This window comes from Streptomyces sp. NPDC006193, assembly GCF_040613915.1.
Taxonomy (GTDB): domain Bacteria; phylum Actinomycetota; class Actinomycetes; order Streptomycetales; family Streptomycetaceae; genus Streptomyces.
On sequence record NZ_JBEXTB010000006.1, the window covers coordinates 71371 to 92722 of the forward strand.

The following is a 21352-nucleotide window of genomic DNA, read 5'->3' on the forward strand; positions in this document are numbered from 1 at the left end:
CCATGAACAAAGATCACCGCATGTACCGTCGTCCCACCCCGGTCCCGCCCGACCTCCGCCCCGCCGTCCTGGTGGCCGCCGCCCTCGGTGCGTGCTCCGTGCTTCTGCTGGTCCTCGTCGCGGCACGCTGGCATCCGCTGCTCACCCTGGACGGCGGCATCTCCCGGACGACCCACCGCTGGGCGGTTCACGAGCGCGAGGTCACGCGGGTCTTCCGGGTGCTGACGGACTGGGTGTGGGATCCGCTGACCATGCGTCTGCTGTGCGCCGCGGTGGCGGTGTGGCTGGTGTGGCGGCGCTCGGCCTGGCGGACGGCGCTGTGGCTCGCGGTGACCTGCGCGGTGGCCACGCTCGTGCAGCAGTCGGTCAAGGCGCTCGTCGGCCGGGCCCGCCCGGTCTGGCCGGATCCCGTCGACTCCGCCCACTACGCCGCCTTCCCGTCCGGCCACGCCCTGACCGCCACCGTCGTGTGCGGGCTGCTGCTGTGGCTGCTGCACCGCCGCGGCGCGGGCCGCGCCCTGTGGCGTGCGGCCGTGGCGGCGGCGCTGGTCTCGGTGGTGGGCGTGGGCGTGACCCGGGTCTGGCTGGGTGTCCACTGGCCCACGGACGTGCTGGGCGGCTGGCTGTTCGGGGCGTTGCTGGTGGCCGTCGCGGTCGTGGTGCGCGAGTGGCCGCGGGACGGCCGGGCGCAGGTGCCGGTGGACCGGCGCGGGTAGAGTCCGGGCATGACGGCTGTGCTGTTCGACTTCTCCGGGACGCTGTTCCGCGTCGAGTCCGCCGAGTCCTGGCTGCGGGCGGTGCTCGAGCAGACCGGCCACTGCCTGCCGGAGCGCGAACTGCGGGCGACGGCAGAGGCGTTGGAGGCGGCCGGTGCGCTGCCGGGGGGCGCGGCGCCGCTCGAACTGCCGGCGCGCCTCGCGGACCTCTGGGCGGTGCGGGACGAGAGCGCGGAGCTGCACCGGGCGACCTACACGGGCCTGTCCCGGCAGGTGCGGCTGCCCGCCCCGGAATTGCACGACGCCCTGTACGAGCGGCACATGACCCCTGGCGCCTGGTCGCCGTACCCCGACGCGGCCGAGGTGCTGCGCACCTTGCGCGAGCGCGGGATCGGGGTGGGCGTGGTCAGCAACATCGGCTGGGACCTGCGCCCGGTGTTCCGCGAGCACGGGCTGGACGCGTACGTGGACACCTACGTCCTGTCCTGTGAACACGGCGTGCAGAAGCCGGACGCGCGGCTGTTCGCGGTCGCCTGCGAGGCGCTGGGCGCCGATCCGCGGGAGGTGCTGATGGTCGGCGACAGCAGGCCGGCGGACGGCGGCGCCGCGGCTCTCGGCTGCCGGGTGCACTTCGTGGACCACCTGCCGGCGGCCGAGCGCCCCGACGCGCTGCTGCCCGTGCTGGACCTGGTGAACCCGGGCGCCGCACCCGGAAGTCGGACGCCGTCCGTCTGAGACGATCCCCCGCGTCGCCCCAGACGGACGGCTCCGGGCGGCCCGAGACGCAGGCGTGCCCGATGCGTTGAGTATAGTTGGCTGGCAGCCAGTCAACGCAGGAGTTCCAGGATGTCCCCGCGAAGCGCCTCGGTCAATGAAGAATTGCGGCGGCGTTCCCGGGAACGGCTGTTGCAGGCCGCCGTCGAACTCGTCGGCGAGCGTGGGTTCGAGGCCACGACGCTGGGCGACATCGCGGACCGGGCCGGCTCGGCGCGCGGACTGGTGTCGTACTACTTCCCCGGCAAGCGGCAGTTGGTGCAGTCCGCCGTGCACCGGCTGATGCACCGCACGCTGGAGGAGGCGCTGGAGCGTGAGCCGCGCACCGAGGACGGCCGGGAGCGGCTGGCCCGGGCCATCGACGCGATCCTGGGCCTGGCCCGGGACCGGCCCGTGCTGATGCGCCAGCACATGGCGGGCCTGCTCCAGGCCGAGGGCTTCGTCCAGTGCCCGGAGCAGCGCCGGCTGTCGGAGCTGCTCAGCGACACGGTCGCCCGGTGCGGCGCTCAGGACGTCTCGGCCGACTATCCGATGCTGCGGGCCCTGCTGATGGGGGCGGTGTACGCCGCGCTGGTGCCGGGCGTGCCGATGCCCGTGCCGGTGCTGCGGGCCGAGCTGTTCCGGCGGTACGGCCTCGACTGGGAGCTCGGACGGCCCCCGGAGAGCGATCCGGGCGCGGGGGCCGGCCAGCAGGACCTGTCCCGTTTCTTCGCCACGGGGGAGGAAGACCCCGCCGGTCCCTGACGGGCCTGCTCGCCCCCCGGTGCCGCGGCACCGGCGCGCGAGCACGCTCCGCACCGGCGGACGCCCCTCGGTCACCCCACCGGCCCCTGCCGCCGGTGCCCGGGCGGTGCCATGCTGGAAGCGTCCGCACGCCCTCCTCAGGGCAAGGAGTAACCGCTGTGCTGCGTGTCGCCGTCGTCGGTTCCGGGCCGAGCGGGTGCTACACCGCCCAGGGCCTGGTCCAGCGCGATCCCGAGGTCCGTGTGGACGTCCTGGACCGGCTGCCGTGCCCCTACGGCCTGGTCCGTTACGGCGTCGCACCCGACCACGAGAAGATCAAGTCCTTGCAGGTCGGCCTGCGGACGGTACTGGAGCACGAGCGGGTGCGGTTCCTCGGCGGGGTGCGCGTGGGCGGCCCCGGCGGTCTGCCCGTGGACCGGCTGAGGGCGCTCTACCACGCGGTCGTGTACTGCGTGGGCGCCGCCGCCGACCGCCGGCTCGGCATCCCCGGCGAGGAGCTGCCGGGCAGCTGGTCGGCGACCGAGTTCGTCTCCTGGTACAGCGCGCACCCGGACGCGGCCGACGCGGGCTTCCTGCGCGGGGTGCGCTCGGCGGTGGTCATCGGGGTCGGCAACGTCGCGGTGGACGTCACCCGGATGCTGGTCAGGGGAGCCGCGGAGCTGCGGCCGACGGACATTCCGCAGGCCGCGCTGGACACGCTCACGGCCAGCGGGATCACCGAGGTGCACATGGTGGGCCGGCGCGGCCCGGCGCAGGCGCGTTTCACCACCAAGGAGCTGCGCGAGCTGGGCGGGCTTCCCGGCACGGACGTCACCGTGGACGCGGCCGAGCTGGCGCTCGACCCGGTGGATCCCGCCGCGCTGCCGGCCGTGCAGCGGCGCAATGTGGAGGTGCTGCGCGACTGGGCGGCGCGGCCCGCGTCGGGCGCCGCCCGGCGGATCCGGCTGCGGTTCTTCCTCCGGCCGGTGGAACTCCTCGCGGAGGGCGGCGGGGTGGGCGCCGTGCGTTTCGAGCGGACGGCGCCCGACGGCCGCGGCCAGGTGACGGGCACCGGCCGGTACGAGGACGTGCCCGCGCAGTTGGTGCTGCGCTCGGTGGGCTACCGCGGAGTGCCGCTGGAAGGGCTGCCGTTCGACCCGGTGAGCGGCACGGTCCCGAACCGGGAGGGCCGCGTCGTCCGGGACGGGGCGCCCTGCCCCGGCGAGTACGTCGCCGGGTGGATCAAGCGGGGCCCGACCGGTGTCATCGGCACCAACCGGCCCTGCGCCAAGGAGACCGTGACCTCCCTGCTCGCGGACGCCGCCGCGCTCGGCCGCCGGGACGTGCCGGCGGATCCGCTGGCGGCGCTCCGGGCGGCCGGCATCGACCCCGTGCCCTGGTGCGGGTGGCTGGCGATCGAACGGGCCGAGGCGGAACTGGGCGCGCGGCTGGGCCGCAGCGTGGTCAAGCTGGCCGACTGGGAAGCGCTGCTGGAAGCGGCACGGACGTCGTAGCGGATCCGGACCGCCGCACCGGCTGCGGCTCCGGTGAGCGGCCCGGGGGCACGGCGACCGGCCGCCGGCCGGCGAGCCGCACCCCGGACACGCCGCCCCCCGGCGGGCGAACGGGTCCCGGCCCGGACGACCGTGTCGGTCGCCCGGCCGCTTCCGTTCGCGGCGGAGACCTGCCGGCCGCACCCCCGCCCGGGCCGGACTGCTGCCGGGCGGACTTCGGCGGTCGTAGGCGGTCGGTGCGGACGCGGCCGGCCGGCCGCGCTTGCGGCCGGCCCCGCTCATCAGGCCCCCTTGGCCCCGGTCCTCCGCAGACCGAGAGGCGCTCCGCTCCACCTGCGGACCGCCGGAATCAGCGCGCCAGGCCGCTCCTCCCGTCGAGGCGGGGTGCTGACGGGGCGGCCGCAGGCGGCAGCGCGCTCGCGCAGGGTGCGACCGCCGGCCTCCCCAGCCGTGCCCGGCCGGCCGGCCGGGTCGTGCGGGCATCACGGTGGTGGGGCGGGAGGGGGTGGTCACGTCGTCGGCAGGAGCCGGGAGACGGTCCGCTCCAGGCGGGGCAGGCTCCGCTGGCCCGCCAGCGCCAGCGCGATCGCGGCCACGACGCCCGCCCAGGCGACCGGGCCGAGCGGGGTGCAGCCGACGAGGCGGCTGATGCCCGGGGTCTGGACCACAGCGATCAGGGCCACGGCGGAGCCCAGGCAGGTGACCTGCACCAGGCGGCTGTCGCGCCGGTCGAGCAGGGTCTGCACGAGCTGGGTGCCGACCACCCCGCACAGCGCCATGGTGCCGGAGCGCCGCGCGGTGCCCGGCGTGAAGCGGCCGATCAGCCAGGCCGTGACCGCGCCGAGGCAGGTGGTGAGGGCCCGGTGGCGGATCTGCCGCAGCAGCGGCTCGCCCAGCACACCCGCGGCCTCCTCCACGTGGGCCAGGTCCGCCTCGCCCTCCTTCTCGGTCACCGCCACCGCCATCGACGGGAACAGGTCGGTGAACAGGTTCACCATGAGCATCTGCCGGGTGGACAGCGGCGCCCGCCCGGACAGCAGCGTGCCGAGGATGCCGAACCCGACCTCGCCCGCGTTGCCGCCGATCAGGATGGCGATGGCGTCGGCCACGCTGTGCCACAGGGCGCGGCCCTCGCCGACCGCGTCGATCAGGACGGTGAGGTCGTCGTCGGTCAGCACGATGTCCGCGGCGTTGCGCGCCGCGGCCGAGCCCCGCGCGTTGATGCCGACGCCGATGTCGGCGGCGCGGATGGCCGCGGCGTCGTTGGCGCCGTCGCCGACCATGCCGACCACCCGGCCGGCGTCCCGCAGCGCCTCGACGACCTGGAGTTTCTGCTCGGGCGCCACCCGCGCCACCACGCCCGCGTCACGCAGCATCCGGGCCCGGGCCGCGCGGTCGGCGGCGGCGAGTTCGTCGCCGGTGACCACCACGGTGTCCGCGGGCCAGCCCAGGTCGGTGGCGATGGCCCGCGCGGTCTGCGGATGGTCGCCGGTGAGCATGACCGGCCGTACGCCGGCCCCGTCGAGCCCGTGCACCAGCGCCGGCGAGGTGTCGCGCGCCACGTCCGACAGGGCCAGCAGACCCGTGAACCGCAGTTCTCCCAGCGGCCGTTCCAGGGCGTCGGACTCCTGCTCGCCCTCCCCGAGCCGCCGTTCGGCCACCGCCAGGACCCGCAGGCCGTCCGCGGCCAGCGCGTGCGCGGACCGCGAGGCGTGCTCCGGCAGGCCGGGGCAGGCGGGCAGCACCGTCTCCGGGGCACCCTTGACGACGAGCACGGGCGGGCCGTCCCCGCTGCGGCCGACGGCGGCGGCGTACCCGCGCGCGGCCTCGAACGGCAGGTCGGCGAGCTGCGTCCAGTCCGGGTCGGGGCGCGCCGCGGCCAGCACCGCCTCGTCGGTGGCGTGCACGGGCCGGTCGGAGCCGCCGTTCAGCCGCGGGCAGGCCCGCGCGGCGGCCCGTACGGTCGCCTCCGAGCCGGCGTCGTCCACCGCGCGGACCGTGCCCCCGGCGTCGCAGGTGCGCACCAGACGCAGCCGGTTCTCGGTGAGCGTGCCGGTCTTGTCGAAGCAGACGGTGTCCATGCGGCCCAGCGCCTCCAGCGTGCGCGGGGTGCGGACCAGGACACCGCCCCGGCTCAGCCGCCGTGCCGCCGCGAGCTGCGCGACGGTCGCCACCAGCGGCAGTCCCTCCGGCACGGCCGCCACGGCCACGGCCACACCGCCGCTGACCGCATCGTGGATCGGGGTGCCGCGCAGCAGTGCCAGGCCCGTCACCGCGGCGCCGCCGGCCAGTGTCAACGGCAGGGCCTTGCGGGTGAGTTCCTGCAGCCGGGCCTGTACGCCGCCGGCCGGGGGCGTGCGGGCGGCGAGGTGGACGGCGCGGGCCGCCTCGGTGCGGTCGCCGGTGTCGACCACCACGGCCCGGGCCTGCCCGGCGACCACGGTCGTCCCCTCGAACACCATGCAGCGCCGGTCGGCGACGGCCGCGTGCGGGGTGGGGGCGGTCTGCTTCTCCACCGGGAGCGACTCGCCGGTCAGGGCGGACTCGTCGACCTCCAGCCCGTCCTGCCACAGCAGCCGGGCGTCGGCGGGCACCACGTCGTCCGCCTGGAGCTGGATCACGTCGCCCGGCCGGAGCCCGCCCGCCTCCACCGTGCGGGCGCCGTCGGCCGGGGTCCCGGTGCCCGGGGGCACCACGCGCGCCTTCCGCTGCTGCTCCGCGACCAGTCCGGACAGCGCCTGCTCGGCCCGCAGCCGCTGGATGCCGCCGACCAGGGCGTTGAGGTCGAGGGCGCCGACGACGAGCAGCGCGTCCACGACCGAGCCGAGGATCGCGGAGGCCGCCGAACCGACGGCGAGCACCGGGGTGAGCGGGTCGTGCAGTTCGTCCCGGACGGCCCGGCCGAGCCGGTAGGACCAGCGGGCGGGGGCGGCGGCCGGGTGCCGGGCGACGCCCTGGGCCGCCGTGCGCATCCGGGTGGTCACCCCCTCGAACCGGCCGGTCGCGTCGGCCGGCTCGTGTTCCAGCCGCTCGCGGGTCTGGTCGGGGTCCAGTTCGTGCCAGTGCACGCGGGGGCGCGGGTGCGGGGCGCGGGCCGCCGCCACGCCGAGTGCGGCGCGCGCCCCGGACAGCAGGGCCGCGGCGGCGCAGGCGTCGACGGGCGCGTGCCGCAGTCCCGGTACGAGGGAGTGGCGTCCGCGTGCGCCGCCGGACTCGCCGACGGCCACGAGCAGCCCGGACAGGGCGGCGCCGGAACGGGCGAGGGTCTGGGACCGGCGGCCGACCGCGCGGGCGGCCGGGACGGCGGTCAGCACCCGCCACACGTCCGGCAGGCCGTGCAGGGCCAGGACGTCCGCGCCCCACATGACCGCGCCGTCCCGGTCGGTGAGGGCGATCGCGATGTCGGCGGCGCGCAGCGCGGCCGGCACGTCGGGGCGGCCGGCCGCCCCGACCCGGGCGACCACCAGCACGGCGCGCTCCTCGGCGCGCGCCTCGTGCACGACGTCGTCCAGCGGCCGGCGGGCGTCCACGACCTGGTCCGCGAGCCCGGTGAAGTCCTCCAGGGCCGGATCGTCCACGAGCACCACCCGCAGCCCGGCCCGGCGTGCCGCGTCCAGCACCGGTTCGGCCCATGCGTCGGCCTCGCCGTCGTCGGTGCGCAAGGCGCCGGGATGCAGCACGACGGTGCCGGCCATCTCCAGCTGGCGGAGCCGCTCCGGGTCGCGGACCAGTACGCCGGAGCGGGCGAGCGCGGCGCTGAGCACGGCGTGGAAGGCGGCGGGACCGTAGCGGGCTGCCTTCGGGGAGCCGGCGAGCACCGCCTCCGCGGCCTCGGCGGCGTCGTGCTTGACCAGCAGGGTGGCCGCGGCCCCGAGGAGGCTGCCGGTGGCGGCGTGGGCGGCGTACTCCTGGGCCGGGGAGACGTGCAGCGGCGGCCGCGGCGGGCCCTGCGCGCCGACGCTGACCCGGTCGGGTGCGCACAGCTGGTCGTGCAGCGCGTCGAAAGCGGCCGACCGGACCACCGTCTCGGCCACCTGGCAGGCGCGCAGCACGCCGTCGAGCACCAGGGAGGTGGGCGACTGGCCGGCCCCGTGGACGACGGCGTTCGCGCAGGCCAGCGCGAAGTCCATGCGGGAGCCGCCGAGCCGGTCGCGGAGCCGGTCGCGGAAGCGCGGGTTCTCCCGCAGCAGCGTCACCAGAGCGGTGACCATCCGGGGCGAGGGCGGCAGCCGCAGCGCGTTCGCGGCGAGGGCGACGCCGACGCCGAGGCCGTCGGCCGCGAGCGTGGCCGCCGCGGCGCGCACGCCGGCCGGGTCGGCCGGATGCGTGGTCTCCTCCAGGTCCGCCGCGGCCAGCGCCAGGCCGTGCCGCTCGGCCAGGCCGGCCGCGTGGTCCATGACACGGTCGGCGGCCCGCTCCTCGGTGGCGGTCACCACCAGGCGGGCCAGCCCCTCGTCCCAGTAGGCGAACAGCACGTCGGGGTGGTCCGCGAGCGCCTCGGCCAGCCGGCGCGCGAGCTGCGCGGTGCCGCCCGCTCGCCGGGCCGGCTCCGCCTCCACGGGCCGCACCGCGAGGTGCGCGCGGGCGCCGGACCGCCAGTGGTCACCGGCGCCGGGCAGCGCGTGGCGGGCCACCCGAGCGACCCGTGCGGCGGCGTCGGCGCCGCGCACGCTCGCGCGCGCCGTTCCGGCGGCGGCGCCGGCGGCGACGCCGACCGCCGGGGCCGCCGCCCGCGCGAGCAGGCGCGGCGCCGCGGGCAGCAGGCGCGCGGCGGCCGCGGGCGCCGTCAGCAGACCGAGAGCCATGACCCTCCTCAGAGTGTGGTGCGGTCGGGGCGCGCGGCCGGTCCGAGGGGACCGGAGGACGTCTTGGCCGCGGACGCCCGGCCGCCGTGGGCTGCTCCGGGCGGACCGGCGGTCCGGCCGCGACCGGATCCCGCCCCGCCCGCCGGGGCCTCGCGGCCCGCACCGCCGGACCTGAGCGCCGCGGTGCCGAGGTCGTGCGCGGGTTCGGGTCGTCCGGGGTCGGCTTCGTCCCCGGGTGACCCGCCGCCGTCCGTCTGCGGGGCGGGCCGGGGCTGGGTGAGCCAGGCCACCGCCGCGCCGGTGAGGGCCACGGGCCACTCCACCACGCCGGCGGCGCCGAGCAGCCCGGCCCCGGCGTACACCGCCATGCGCCGTCCGCGGGGCGATACGGCGCCCACCTTGTCCAGGGTTTCCTCCGCGGCCCTGCCCACCGTCGTGGCGCCGGGCACCCTGCGCAGTACCGAGGCCGCGCCGCGCAGGGGCGCCGTGAGGGCCGAGGACGACTTCTGCTCAGCCATGATTCTCCTCGGGTGAGATCGCTTCCCGTGCCCGCCGAGTGCCCTTGACCGCCCTGGTCATCCCATATCGACCCAGATAACGCCTTTTGTTCTCAGGGAACGCCACGGACCGCGTCCGCGCCACCCGCCCCGGACGGGATCATCGCCCCACCTCGCCTCCGGCCGGGACGGACGTCCCGCCCCGCCGCCGCGCCGCCGTCGGCCCGCCCCGTGGGCGCGCGTCTCCGCGCGCGGGGCGGACCCCCGCCTGGACGCGAGGCGTCACGCGTGACGAGGCGTGGGGGGCAGCGGGTCCGTGGCCGGTGACCGCCGACGGATCGCACACAGTCGCGGGCGTCCCCGGACCGGCGTCGGTGCGTGGTGCACACTCCCGCTCGGGTGGCACTCGTCCGGGGAGGACAACGTGATCACGGGGATCGACGAGGTCGACTGGGCGTCGCTGCGGCACGCGCACGGCAGCGCGGAGGACGTGCCCGGCCGGTTGCGGGCGCTGGCGTCCGCCGACACCGCCGAGCGGGCGACCGCGCTCGACGGGCTGTACACCGCGGTGCACCACGAGGGGAGGGTGTACGACGCGACGCTCGCCTGCATCCCCTTCCTGTTCGCCCTCGCCGCCCGCGCGGAGGTCCCGGACCGGGGCTGCCTGGTGGAACTCCTGGTCAGCATCGGCGAGGGCAGCGGGGAGAGCGCGGACCGGGGCCGGCGGGCGCGGGAGGCGGTGCGCGCGGGCGCCGCGTCCTTCGCCTTCCTCGCCGCGGACCCCGACCCGGCGGTGCGCCGGGCCGCGGCCGGGGCCGTGGCGCGCTTTCCGGACACGCCGGACCGTGCCCTGGAGCTGCTGCGGCGACGGCTGCGGGAGGAGCGGGACGACCGCGTCGTGCCGGCCCTGGCCGAGGCTCTCGGCCTGTTCGCCGACCGGCACCCCGCGCACGCCGGCGCCGCGCTGGACTGCCTGGCGGAGCTGAGCGCGCCGCCGTACCCGCCGGGGCCGCGGCTCGCGGCGCTCGGACAGCTCGCGCTCCGCGCACCCGGCCGGCTGCCCGCCGACCTCGTCCCCACCGCGGTCCGGCTGCTGCGGGAGCGGTCCGCGCACCGCGACCGCGCGCGGGAGCGGGACGGCACGGGCACCCTGGTGGACCGGATACGGCGGCTGCGGCCCTCGGACGAGGAGGGCGCCGCGCTGCTGCGCACCCTGCACAGCGCGCTCGGCGACCGGGTGGACGCGCGGATCGCCCTGCTCACCGGGCAGTTGGCCGGTCCCGACCCGGCGGACCGGTGCAACGCCGTGTGGCTGTCCGCGGCCCTGTTCCGCGGCTGGCGCGGCGACTACGGCGAACCGGTCCGGCTGCTCGGCGCCCAGCTGAGCGACGAGCACGACCGGTTGCGGGAGGCGGCGGTCGCGGTCCTGGCGGAACTGTTCGCCCTGGCCGCGCCCGCCGCGGACGACCTGCACGCCCTGGTGGCCGCCCGGCCGGACCTGTGGACGCACCGCTGGGAGCGCGGCAGGCCGGCGCTGGGCGGCCCGCTCAAGGCGCTGGCCCGGAGCGGCGACCCCCGCGCGGTCCCGGCGCTGGCCCAGCTGCTGGCCGGTCCGGCGGCGCCCGACGGCCTGGGCTGGGACGCCGCGCACCTCGGCCGGGCCGCGGCGCCCCTGGTTCCGGCGCTGCGGCACCGGCTCGGCCGCATCCCGCTCGCCTCCCCCGCCGCGGCCCGGTCGGCCGCGCCGCTGCTGGCGGCGCTCAGGGCCGCCCGGGACGCCGCCGCCGTGCCGGAGGTGCTGCGGCTGCTGTCGGGCGCCCCCGACGGGCTGGGGGCACGGGACGCGCTCGTCGGCCAGGCCGTCGGGACGCTGGAGGAACTGGGCGCCGCGGCGCAGGCGTCGCCACGGCTCCGCGCGCTGCTGCACACCCGGCACGCGGCGGTCGCGGCGGGCGCGCTGTGGTCGGCGGACGGGGACGCCGCCGCGGTGCTCCCCGTCCTGCTCCGCGAGGTGACGCAGGCCGGCCCGGAGGGCCGGCGTGCCGCGGCCCGCGGTCTGGGCAGGCTGGGCCCGGCCGCCCGCAGCGCCGTGCCCGCGCTGCGCCTGATCGCCCGGTCGGGCCCGGTGCGGGAGCGGATACCGGCCGTGTGCGCGCTGTGGCGGATCGACCCGGACCCGGACCCGGTGCTGCCGGTGCTGCGGGCCGCCTGGGCGCAGCCCCGGGCCCGCCTGCCGGTCGCCCGGTGCCTCGTCGCCCTGGGCACGGCGGCCGCACCGCTGCGCGCCCTGACGGAGGCGGAACTGGCCTCGCCCCGCCGGCACACGGCACGCGAGGGCGGGCACGGCGGTACGCCCGGCATCCCCGGGGACGAGGCGCTGCTGCGAGCGTGCCGGGAGGTGCTGGCGGCGACGTGAGGCCCCGGCCCGGGCCCGGCGGGTGCGCGCCGGGCACTCGCCCGGGGCGATGGACGCGGGGATCCGGCCGTCGGCGGCCCGGACGATGCCGGTATTCCAGGTGGGGGCCGTATGCGGCGCCCGTTCGCCCGCCGAGGTCGTGGCGGGCGGACGGGGCAGGCCGGGGCGGGGCCGGCCCGTCGCCAAGCTCTGCCGCTGTGGCCGTCGGACGCGTCGCGCGGCGCAGCGGGCGTGCCGGGTGAGTGCGTCGCCCGCCGCGTCCGCGTGGGGCAGCAGCCGGTCCCGCCGGAGCGGCGGCCACCGTGCCCGGGGAGCGTCAGGTGCCGCCGGCCGGGTTCTCGGTGTGCCGGGGCAGCAGGATGCGGAAGGTGGCGCCCTGGCCGGGTGCGGTGCGGACCTCCACGCGGCCGTGGTGCGCGCTCACGAGGGAGTCGACGATGGACAGGCCGAGGCCGGCGCCGCCGGTCCGGGTGCGGCCACGGGCGGTGTCGGCACGGTAGAAGCGGTCGAAGACGCGGTCGGCCTGCGCAGCGCTCATGCCGGGGCCCTCGTCGCTCAGTTCGAGGACGGCCCGGCCCTCCAGTGTGCCGACGCCGATGCGTACCGGTGTGCCGGGCGGGGTGTGGGCGATGGCGTTGCCGACGAGGTTGGAGGTCACCTGACGCAGCCGTGCCTCGTCGCCGAGCACCGGGGCGCCGCCGGGCGGGCCGCCGCCCGGGCCGGTCAGGGTGACGGGCCGTTCGGGCGCCAGCGCCCTCAGGTCGTGCAGGGCGTCGACGGCCAGGGAGCGCAGGTCCATCGGTGTGAGCCGCAGCGGCAAGCCCGCCTCCGCGGCGCTCTCCTCGTCGAGGCGTGCGAGGAGCAGCAGGTCCTCCACGAGGCGCACCAGGCGGGCGGCCTCTCCTTCGATGCGGTGCATGGCGGCGTCGACGTCGGCGCGCCGGGGCATGCCGCCCATCCGGTACAGCTCGCTGAAGCCCTTGATCCCGAACAGCGGGGTGCGCAGCTCATGGCTGGCGTCCGCGATGAAGGAGCGCATCCGCGCATGCGTGGCCGCGCGGGCGGCGTCACCGGCTTCGATGCGCTCCAGCATCCCGTTGAGCGCGGCGGACAGGCGGCCCAGTTCCGTGCGGGTCGTGGCCGGCTGCGGGATGCGGCTGGAGAGATCTCCCCCGGCGATGGCCGCCGCGGTGGTCTCGATGCGCCGCAGCGGCCGCAGACCGGCCCCGAGGGCGAACCAGGCGACGACGCCCAGCAGGGTGAGGACCAGGGAGTCGATCCCCAGCATCCACAGTCCCAGGTGCCGGATCGTCGCGCTGATCGGGGCCAGCGAACCGGCGACCACCACGCTGCCGCGTGTCCCGCCGCCCCCGGCCGCCGGTCCGGGCGGCAGGGGAGCGGCGATCACACGCCAGTCCGCGCCGCCGGTCCGGGACGGGGCCTGGAAGGAGCGGCCGTCACGGGCTGCGACCGCGGCGGCGTCGAGGCCGGTGAGCCGTGGGGCGCTGTCCGTGGCCGAGCGCAGCGTGCGCCGGAGCTCTCCCCCGCTGCCGAGGAGGGCGACGTAGACGTCTCCGGTCAGCTCGCGCTCCACCGTGTCGCGCACCTGTGGGGATCCGTCCGGCCCGTCCGCCCGCTGCGGTAGCCGCGCTGCCGCTGTGGCGGCGGTGCGGAGCCGGTCATCGAGTTGCCGGACCTGTTGCCGCTGGAGCAGCGTGACGAGGAGGGCGTTGCTGGCCAGCAGCGCGGCGATCACCAGCAGCAGGGCGATGGCCACGGTCCGCCCGCGCAGAGACAGACGGCTGACCGCGCCGCGCCATGCCGAGGTGTTCACGGGCGGGGCCTGCGCAGGACGTAGCCGGTGCCGCGCACCGTGTGGATGAGCTTCGGTTCACGGGTGTCGATCTTCCGGCGCAGGTAGCTGATGTAGGAGGCGACGATGGAGTCGTCTCCGTCGAAGTCGTAGTGCCAGACCTGGTCCAGGAGCTGATCGCGGGACAGGACCTGCCCGGCGTTGTCCATCAGCACCCGCAGCAGGCTGAACTCCGTCGGGGACAGCTGCACCACCTGCCCGCCCCGGGTCACCTCACGGCCTTCGGGATCCAGTTCGAGGTCGCCCACGACCAGCAGCTCGTCGGGGCGGCGGCCGCTGGTGCGGCGCAGCACGGCCTGGATGCGCAGGACGAGCTCCTCCAGGTTGAAGGGCTTGGTGACATAGTCGTCCCCGCCGGCCCGGAGCCCGTTGATGCGGTCCTCGGCCGCATCCCGCGCCGTCAGGAACAGGATGGGCGGGTTTCCGGTTCCCGCGCTGCCGGGCTTCTCCCGCAGGCGGCGCGCGACCTCGAAACCGTCGAAGTCGGGCAGCATCACGTCCAGGACGATCAGGTCCGGGCGCTTGTCGGCGACCGCTTCCAGCGCCTGCGCGCCCGTCTCGGCCACGATCACCCCGAACCCGGCCAGCCGCAGACTGGCGGACAGCAGCTCACGCAGTGTGGGCTCGTCCTCCACCAGCAGCAGTCGCTGTGTCCCGTTCACGGCACCCGTCCCCGGCCTGTGTTCCCTCGCCTGCACTGTCCCTCACCCGCTACGCGTCGCGCTTGTGGAAGACGACGAACGCCACCGCCATCAGTGCGGCCACGCACCCGGCCATCACGCCCAGCCCGGCCCAGGGGCTCAGCAGGGCCGGGTCCCGATAGCCGGTGACGATCTGTCCGCCGGCGATCGGCGGCCAGTACTTCGACACCCAGTCGCCGGCCCCGCCCGGAAGTGCCGGAGCGAACGCCTGCACGATGAGCATCACGCCGAACAGCGTGGTCACGGTTGCCGTCGTGGAGCGGATCACCGCACCCAGGAAGAGGCCGAACAGCCCCGCCAGCGTCAGATACAGGCCACCGCCGACGATGCCGCGCAGCGCCACCCCGTCGGAGAGCGCCAGGTGCGGGGCGCCCGCACCGGACAGCGTCCCCTGCCCGACCAGGAACCCGGCCAGCGACACGACGATCCCGACCGGCAGGGCCACGCCCACGAGCACCGCCGCCTTGGACGCCAGCACCCGGGCCCGGTGCGGCACGGCCGTGAGCGTCGGCACGATGGTGCGCGCCCCGTACTCCGACGTGATGACCAGGCCGCCCAGCAGTCCGAGAGCGATCTGCGCGAGCAGGTAGCCGCGCAGGCTGGTGGCCAGCGGGTCGAACGCCGCCCGGTCGGCGGGGCTCAGTCCGGCGAACTCGCTGCCGGCGGACGAGCCGTTCAGCGCGGCGAGCCCGACGCTGGACGCCAGGGTGCCCAGGATCACGGACAGCGTGGACCTCATGGTACGGATCTTGATCCACTCGGCGTGCAGGCAGTGCCGGAACGTCGCCTCCCCACCGCGCCCGTTCTTCCGCCCCGGCAGGGCGCGCGCGATGAGGGAGCGCCGGCGGATCCGCTCGGCGGGGCGGCGCTCCTCGGTGGCGTGGCTCATCGTCCGGTCTCCTTCTCCGCCTGGTACTCCACCGCATCGCGGGTCAGATCCATGAATGCCTTCTCCAGCGACGCCCGGCGCGGAGCGAGCTCATGCAGCTCCACCCCGCCGGCCGACGCCAGAGCCCCGATCTCGGCGGCCTCCATGCCGGTCACGATCAGCGTGTCGCCGCTCTCGGCGCGCACCTGCGCGGCCGCGGCGAGCATGCCGCGCAGCGTCCCGGTCTGCGGGCTGCGGACCAGGACCTCACGCTCGGAGTGCGCTTCGATGAAATCTTTCATCGTCGTGTCGGCGATCAGTCTTCCGCGGCCGATGACGATGAGATGGTCGGCGGTCAGCTCCATCTCGCTCATCAGGTGGCTGGACATCAGCACCGCGCGGCCCTCGGCGGCCATCCTCCGCATCAGCGTGCGGATCCACACGATGCCCTCCGGGTCCAGCCCATTGAGCGGCTCGTCGAAGACCAGCACCGGAGGATCACCCAGCAGCGCCGCGGCGATGCCCAGGCGCTGGCGCATCCCCAGCGAGAACGTCCCCGCACGGCGCCGGGCGGCCTTCTCCAGGCCCACCTCCGCGAGGACGTCGTCCACCCGGCCGCGCGGGATCCCGTTGCCGGCCGCGAGCGCCAGAAGATGGTGGAAGGCGGTGCGGCCGGGCAGCACCGCACCGGGGTCCAGCAACGTCCCGACCGCCTTCAACGGCGCGGGCAGCGCCGCGTACGGCTGTCCGTCCACCGTCGCCGTGCCGGAACTGGCAGCGTCCAGGCCCAGGAGCATGCGCAGTGTCGTCGACTTGCCGGCGCCGTTGGGCCCCAGGAAGCCGGTCACCTCACCGGGCCGGACGGTGAAGGTCAGGTCGTCCACGGCAAGAACATCGCCGTAGCGTTTCGTCAGCCCACGCACCTCGATCACTCGCGACTCCAAGCCGGTAGAAGTGCACGCGGCCCTCGCGTGCACTGCTCCACTGTCGGCCTGCGACATGAGCCGGACCTGGGCGAGCATGAGCGTTTCATGGGAACGGCGGGCCGCTGACGTGCGCAGACGCCGAAGCGCCTGTCTCGGGGGCGGTGATTTCCATGGAACTCACATGAACGGGCGGCCGCTGCCGCGCGGACCGGCGGCCGGACGGCCGGCGCCTCGCAGCAGGGGCCGTCCGACCGGGTGCGCTCACACCGGCCGGCCGGGATCGGCTCCCCGACCCGGTGCGCGCACTGCGGTCACCCGGCCGGCGAGGGCGCACCGCGCGCCGGGCGGGGCCGCTCGGCGCGGCGGGGCCTGCCCGGCCCGCCGCCTCCGCCGGACCGGCACGACGGCGGTCAGACCATCCGGCCCCACTGCGGTCCCAGCCGGGCCCACTCCGTGTCCCAGGCGTCCGTGCGGCGGCGGACGATGCGGCCGCGCAGGGCCAGGCCGCCCGCCACGGGGACGGCGGCGGCGCTCGCGCCGACCAGGACGCCGGTCAGGGCCGCCCGGAGCGCGGACTCCGAGGCGGTCGTGGGGCGGTCGACCTGACGCCCTCGCGGATCGGTCCAGACGGTGACCGGGGTGCCGGCCTCGCTGCCGGGCGCCACCCGGACGCGGGCGGTGCGGGCGGAGCCGTCGGCCGCCGTCCAGCGGACCTCGGCCCACACCCGTTCGCCTGCGGGGGCGTGACGGCCGCCGCGGGACGGCCCGGGGACCCGGGTGACGACCCGGGCCACGGCGGGCCGCGCCGTGGCCCGCTCACGGGCGAGGCCGTGCTCCACCGACCGGGCCGCGGCCCACCCGGCCGGCACTCCGGTCAGGACGGTCAGCACCACGGCGCCGAGCACCACCCACGCCTCCAGCACGTCGGCCCGGCGTCTGAGCGGATTGCGCCGCCAGCGCCACAGCCACACCTTCGGACCACGGAACACCTTCACAGGCATCCTCCTCACGAGCGCACCGACCGGCCGGACCGCCCTCCCGTACGGGAGAGACCGTCGCGGTGCTCACGGCGGGCCGCCCCCGACGGCCGCGCGGGACGCCCCCAGCGCGCGGACGCGCCCCGCGACGGGAACCGGGCGGTCCTGGCCACGGTCCGACGACACGGCTGTGAGCTGCGGGGACCCCCCCCTCGGGGGGAGAGTGTCAGTGGTCGGGTGCAGACTGGCCGGTATCCGACGAACACGCGGACGAAGGCGTCCCGGAGGTGATCGGCATGACCGAGGTACTGCTGGCGGTGGGCACCCGCAAAGGCCTGTTCATCGGGCGGAGGCGGGGCGGCGGACCCTGGGAGTTCGACGACCGTCCGTACTTCAACGCGCAGGCGGTCTACTCGGTCGCGATCGACACCCGGGGGCCCCGGCCCCGGCTGCTCGCGGGCGGCGACAGCGCGCACTGGGGCCCGTCGGTGTTCCACTCCGACGACCTGGGCCGCACCTGGACCGAACCGGCGCAGCCCGCCGTCAGGTTCCCCCAGGACACCGGCGCCTCCCTGGAGCGCGTCTGGCAGCTGCACCCGGCCGCCGCCGAGCCCGACGTGGTCTACGCGGGCACCGAACCGGCGGCGCTGTACCGCTCGGCGGACCGCGGCGAGAGCTTCGAGCTGGTCCGGCCGCTGTGGGAGCACCCGACCCGCTCGCGGTGGGTGCCGGGCGGGGGCGGCGAGGGCCTGCACACGGTGCTCACCGACGCGCGCGACGCGCGGGCGGTGACCGTGGCGGTGTCGACGGCGGGGGTGTTCCGCACGACCGACGGCGGTGCGAGCTGGGCGCCGTCCAACTCCGGGGTGTCCGCGGTGTTCCTGCCGGATCCGGACCCGGAGTTCGGACAGTGCGTGCACAAGATCGCCAGGGACGGGGTCGATCCGGACCGGCTGTACCTGCAGAACCACTGGGGCGTGTACCGCAGCGACGACGCGGGCGGGCACTGGACCGACATCGGGGAGGGCCTGCCGTCCACGTTCGGCTTCGCCGTGGCCGCGCACCCGAGCCGGGGCGGCACGGCGTACGTCTTCCCGATCAACGCCGACGCCGACCGGGTGCCGGCCGGCCACCGCTGCCGCGTCTTCCGCACCGCCGACGCGGGCCGGACCTGGGAGCCGCTGTCCGAGGGGCTGCCGGAGGAGGCCCACTACGGCACGGTGCTGCGGGACGCCCTGTGCACGGACGACGCCGACCCGGCGGGGGTGTACTTCGGCAACCGCAACGGCGAGGTGTTCGCCTCCGCCGACGACGGCGACAGCTGGCGGCTGCTGGCCGCGCACCTGCCGGACGTGCTCTGCGTGCGGGCGGCGGTGGTCGGCTGACCGGACCGGCGGCCCGGGTCTCCCCGGGGCGGTGCCGCGGCCATCGGTTGATCGCGGGCGGGCGCGCGGCAGTAGGGTGACGCCCGTGGCACCACGACCCTTGCATGAGATCGTCGAACCGGGCTGGGCGAAGGCCCTGGAACCCGTCGCCGGACGGATCGCCGAGATGGGCGACTTCCTGCGCGCGGAGATCGCCGCGGGACGCACCTACCTTCCGGCCGGACCGCATGTGCTGCGCGCCTTCCAGCAGCCCTTCGACGAGGTACGGGTCCTGATCGTCGGTCAGGACCCCTATCCGACACCGGGACACGCGGTGGGCCTGTCCTTCTCGGTGGCGCCCGACGTGCGCCCGCTGCCGCCGAGCCTGATCAACATCTTCCGCGAGCTGACCAGCGACCTGGGGCTGCCCCAGCCGTCCACCGGCGACCTCACACCGTGGACGCAGCAGGGGGTGCTGCTGCTCAACAGGGCGCTGACCACCGCGCCGCGCAGCCCCGGGGCGCACCGCGGCAAGGGCTGGGAGGAGGTCACCGAGCAGGCGATCCGGGCGTTGGCGGCGCGCGGCAAGCCGCTGGTGTCCATCCTGTGGGGCCGTGACGCCCGCAACCTGCGTCCGCTGCTGGGCCGTCTGCCGGCGGTGGAGTCCGCGCACCCCTCCCCGATGTCGGCCGACCGCGGTTTCTTCGGCTCGCGTCCGTTCAGCCGGGCCAACGACCTGCTGATCCAGCAGGGCGGGCAGCCCGTGGACTGGCGTCTGCCGTGACCGGACCGGGGTATCTCGCCGTGGACCTGGGCGGTTCCGGACTCCGGGTCGCCGTCGGAGTCCCGGGGCGGGGACCCTCGGCCCGGCGGGAGACCCGGGAACCGGTCCGCACGGGCACGCGGGGCGTCGATCCCGCGCACCTGATCGCGCAACTCCTCCCGCTGGCCCGGGCGCTGACCGCCGAGGCGGGGGTGGACGGGCTGGGCACCGCCGTCGTCGGCGCCGCCGGGTTCGCCGCCCTGGGCGACGCCCTGCGCGCCGAGCTCCCGGGCGCCCTCGCCGGGGAGCTCGGCGTGCGGAGCGTGGCGCTCGCCGCCGACGCCGTCACCGCGTACGTCGGGGCCCTCGGCGCGCGTCCGGGCGTGGTGCTGGCCGCGGGCACGGGATTCGTCGCGGTCGGCACGGACCTGCGGGGCTGGCGGCGGGCGGACGGCTGGGGGCACCTGCTGGGCGACTGCGGCAGCGGCGCGTGGATCGGCCGGGCGGGGCTGGAGGCGGCGCTGCGCGCCCACGACGGGCGGGACGGCGGCTCCGCCCCGCTGCTGGAGTGCGCCGAGGAGCAGTTCGGCCCGGTGCGCGGCCTGCCCGGCCTGCTCTATCCGCGCACCGACCGGCCCGCCGTGCTGGCCTCCTTCGCGCCCCGGGTGGCCGCGTGCGCCGGGCACGACCCGGTCGCCGCGGGCATCCTGCGCGCGGCGGCCCGGCACATGGCCGAGTCCGCGGCCGCCGTGTGCCCGGCCGCCGGCGAACCCGAGGTGGCGTGCACCGGCGGGCTGTTCGCGATGGGCGATCCGCTCCTCGTGCCGCTCCGCGAGGAGTTGACCCGCCGGCTGCCGCACGCCCGGCGGGTGCCGGCCGAGGGGGACCCGCTGCACGGCGCGGTACGGATCGCGACCGATCTGGCGGCCGGCCGCCTCGCCCTCCCCCGTGATCCCGCCCTGCTGTGCGTGGTCCGCGATCCGGGCTGAACGACGGCTCCCACCTGCGGGTGTGACGCAGTGACCGGTCCGCGCGCCCGGCAGATGCACACACCACGCGTCCGCGGTGCGCAACTCATCAGACAAAACCGGACGGATACCGCTCACCTGCACCCTCCCCGAACGGAGGAACCCAGGAAGCCAGTAACATGCGGCGCCATGAGCTCCCCCACTGGACCCGCGTCCGGCCTGCCCGTACGAATGCCGCGACCCCGCCAGCCCGGACGGCACCGCCGCCCGGAGCCGCTGGTGGCTCCCGAGGGCGCGCCCGCGCTCGTCCTCGCGGTGCCCGGGACGCCCAGCGCCGCCACGCGCGGCCTCGCCGAGGAGGTCGTGAGCATCGCCCGCTCCGAGCTGCCCGGCCTGGACGCGCGGATCGGGTACCTGGACGGGGACGACACCGAGTTCCCCGCGCTCAGCTCCGTGCTGGCGCGCGCCGCCGAGGAGCGCACCGCCCGCTACGAGCAGGCCGTCGCCGCCGGGGTCGAGGGCGTCAAGGAGCCCGACGGCCCGGTCGCCGTCGTCGTCCCGCTGCTGGCCGGTCCGGACAGCTCCCTGCTGCGTCAGATCCGTCAGGCCGTGATGGACAGCCGGGTCGCCGCCGACCTGACCGACGTCCTCGGTCCGCACCCGCTGCTCGCCGAGGCGCTGCACGTGCGGCTGTCCGAGGCCGGCCTGGCCCGCGCCGACCGCGCGCGCCTGTTCACCGTGGCCACCGCCGCGGACGGCATCATCCTGGCGTCCGTGGGCGGCGAGGAGGCCGTCCAGGCGGCCGGGATCACCGGCATGCTGCTCGCCGCGCGCCTGGCCGTGCCGGTGATGGCCGCGGCGCTGGACCAGGAGGGCTCCATCGCCTCCGTCGCCGAGCAGCTGCGGTCCTCCGGCTCGCAGCAGCTGGCGCTGGCGCCGTACCTGATCGGCCCGGAGATCGACGCGGCGCTGCCGGCCGCGGCGGCGGAGGAGGCGGGCTGCTCCACGTCGGAGCCGCTCGGCGCCTACCCGGCGATCGGCAAGCTCGCGCTCGCCAGGTACACGACGGCGCTGGGCATCGCCCCGCAGCAGCCGCAGAACGCCCCGGCCCGCTGACCCGGCCCGGCACGGCGTCCGCATCGGCTCCGGTCACGGCGTCCGCACGGCACGGTGTCCGCACGGCACCGGTCACGGCGTCCGCACCGCGCCGGCACCCGCACGACACAGGGCCCGCTCCCGCAGCGGGCCCTTCGCCGTCCGCGGAGCCGGCCGGCGCTCGACGCCGTCCCTGAGCCGGTGGGTGAGCCGGTGGGCTCCACGCCTCCGCGCCCCCCCGGATCGGCCGTTCCGGCATCCGGCGGGCTCGCCCCACCGCCTCGCCTGCCCTTCGGTGTTCCCCCGGCCGGCGCGCGCAGCGCAGTCGCGGGACCCCGTCGGGCGCCGCCCGCCGCGTCCCCGCACCCGGCG

At 76.9% G+C, this 21352-nt stretch carries 16 protein-coding genes; 9 read left to right on the top strand and 7 right to left on the bottom strand.

Features of this window, described 5'->3' with window-relative positions; all coding sequences use genetic code 11:
- Nucleotides 1–20: 20 nt before the first annotated feature.
- The 4 genes from ABZ261_RS08900 (at nucleotide 21) to ABZ261_RS08915 (ending at nucleotide 3727) form a co-directional block, all read left to right on the top strand.
- Nucleotides 21–716, top strand: coding sequence for a phosphatase PAP2 family protein (locus ABZ261_RS08900; RefSeq protein WP_356856837.1), 696 nt, complete (start codon nucleotides 21–23; stop codon nucleotides 714–716).
- Nucleotides 717–725: 9 nt separating this feature from the next.
- Nucleotides 726–1451 (top strand): HAD-IA family hydrolase, encoded by a 726-nt coding sequence (locus ABZ261_RS08905; protein ID WP_356856838.1) that lies wholly within the window; start codon nucleotides 726–728, stop codon nucleotides 1449–1451.
- Between the two features lie 111 nt (nucleotides 1452–1562).
- A complete protein-coding gene (locus ABZ261_RS08910) occupies nucleotides 1563–2234 on the top strand; it encodes a helix-turn-helix domain-containing protein (protein WP_356856839.1) in 672 nt (223 codons plus the stop codon).
- Between the two features lie 158 nt (nucleotides 2235–2392).
- Nucleotides 2393–3727 (top strand): FAD-dependent oxidoreductase, encoded by a 1335-nt coding sequence (locus ABZ261_RS08915; protein ID WP_356856840.1) that lies wholly within the window; start codon nucleotides 2393–2395, stop codon nucleotides 3725–3727.
- Nucleotides 3728–4236: 509 nt separating this feature from the next.
- Here the strand turns inward: ABZ261_RS08915 and ABZ261_RS08920 are convergent.
- Both ABZ261_RS08920 and ABZ261_RS08925 read right to left on the bottom strand, forming a co-directional pair.
- Nucleotides 4237–8532 carry a cation-translocating P-type ATPase gene (locus ABZ261_RS08920; protein ID WP_356856842.1) on the bottom strand — a complete coding sequence of 1432 codons (4296 nt, stop codon included), beginning with the start codon at nucleotides 8530–8532 and terminating at the stop codon, nucleotides 4237–4239.
- Between the two features lie 8 nt (nucleotides 8533–8540).
- Nucleotides 8541–9050 (bottom strand): hypothetical protein, encoded by a 510-nt coding sequence (locus ABZ261_RS08925; protein ID WP_356856844.1) that lies wholly within the window; start codon nucleotides 9048–9050, stop codon nucleotides 8541–8543.
- Nucleotides 9051–9453: 403 nt separating this feature from the next.
- Between ABZ261_RS08925 and ABZ261_RS08930 the strand changes: the two genes are divergently transcribed.
- Entirely contained in the window at nucleotides 9454–11445 is a 1992-nt protein-coding gene (locus ABZ261_RS08930) for a HEAT repeat domain-containing protein (protein ID WP_356856846.1), read from the top strand.
- A 316-nt stretch (nucleotides 11446–11761) separates the two neighbouring features.
- On the opposite strand, the gene ABZ261_RS08935 is transcribed toward ABZ261_RS08930, so the two are convergent.
- From ABZ261_RS08935 to ABZ261_RS08955, 5 genes are all read right to left on the bottom strand, one after another.
- On the bottom strand, nucleotides 11762–13279 hold the full coding sequence (locus tag ABZ261_RS08935) for a HAMP domain-containing sensor histidine kinase (RefSeq protein WP_356856848.1): 1518 nt from the start codon (nucleotides 13277–13279) through the stop codon (nucleotides 11762–11764).
- Nucleotides 13276–13980: a response regulator transcription factor gene (locus tag ABZ261_RS08940; RefSeq protein WP_356856850.1), complete on the bottom strand. Its 705-nt coding sequence runs from the start codon at nucleotides 13978–13980 to the stop codon at nucleotides 13276–13278. The genes ABZ261_RS08935 and ABZ261_RS08940 overlap by 4 nt, the downstream gene beginning before the upstream one ends.
- Nucleotides 13981–14029: 49 nt before the next feature.
- Entirely contained in the window at nucleotides 14030–14908 is an 879-nt protein-coding gene (locus ABZ261_RS08945; RefSeq protein ID WP_356856852.1) for an ABC transporter permease, read from the bottom strand.
- On the bottom strand, nucleotides 14905–15819 hold the full coding sequence (locus ABZ261_RS08950) for an ATP-binding cassette domain-containing protein (RefSeq protein ID WP_356857230.1): 915 nt from the start codon (nucleotides 15817–15819) through the stop codon (nucleotides 14905–14907). The genes ABZ261_RS08945 and ABZ261_RS08950 overlap by 4 nt, the downstream gene beginning before the upstream one ends.
- A gap of 404 nt (nucleotides 15820–16223) precedes the next feature.
- The gene (locus tag ABZ261_RS08955) at nucleotides 16224–16814 is read right to left on the bottom strand and encodes a hypothetical protein (RefSeq protein ID WP_356856854.1); all 591 of its coding nucleotides are present in this window, start codon (nucleotides 16812–16814) and stop codon (nucleotides 16224–16226) included.
- Between the two features lie 272 nt (nucleotides 16815–17086).
- Here ABZ261_RS08955 and ABZ261_RS08960 point away from each other — a divergent pair, with 272 nt between their 5' ends.
- The 4 genes from ABZ261_RS08960 to ABZ261_RS08975 all read left to right on the top strand — a co-directional run bounded on the left by ABZ261_RS08960 (nucleotide 17087) and on the right by ABZ261_RS08975 (nucleotide 21001).
- Nucleotides 17087–18175 (top strand): exo-alpha-sialidase, encoded by a 1089-nt coding sequence (locus tag ABZ261_RS08960; protein ID WP_356856856.1) that lies wholly within the window; start codon nucleotides 17087–17089, stop codon nucleotides 18173–18175.
- An 85-nt stretch (nucleotides 18176–18260) separates the two neighbouring features.
- A complete protein-coding gene (locus ABZ261_RS08965) occupies nucleotides 18261–18938 on the top strand; it encodes a uracil-DNA glycosylase (protein WP_356856858.1) in 678 nt (225 codons plus the stop codon).
- Nucleotides 18935–19906: a BadF/BadG/BcrA/BcrD ATPase family protein gene (locus tag ABZ261_RS08970; protein WP_356856860.1), complete on the top strand. Its 972-nt coding sequence runs from the start codon at nucleotides 18935–18937 to the stop codon at nucleotides 19904–19906. Before ABZ261_RS08965 ends, ABZ261_RS08970 begins: the two co-directional genes overlap by 4 nt.
- A 168-nt stretch (nucleotides 19907–20074) precedes the next feature.
- A complete protein-coding gene (locus tag ABZ261_RS08975; protein ID WP_356856862.1) occupies nucleotides 20075–21001 on the top strand; it encodes a hypothetical protein in 927 nt (308 codons plus the stop codon).
- Nucleotides 21002–21352 lie beyond the last annotated feature (351 nt).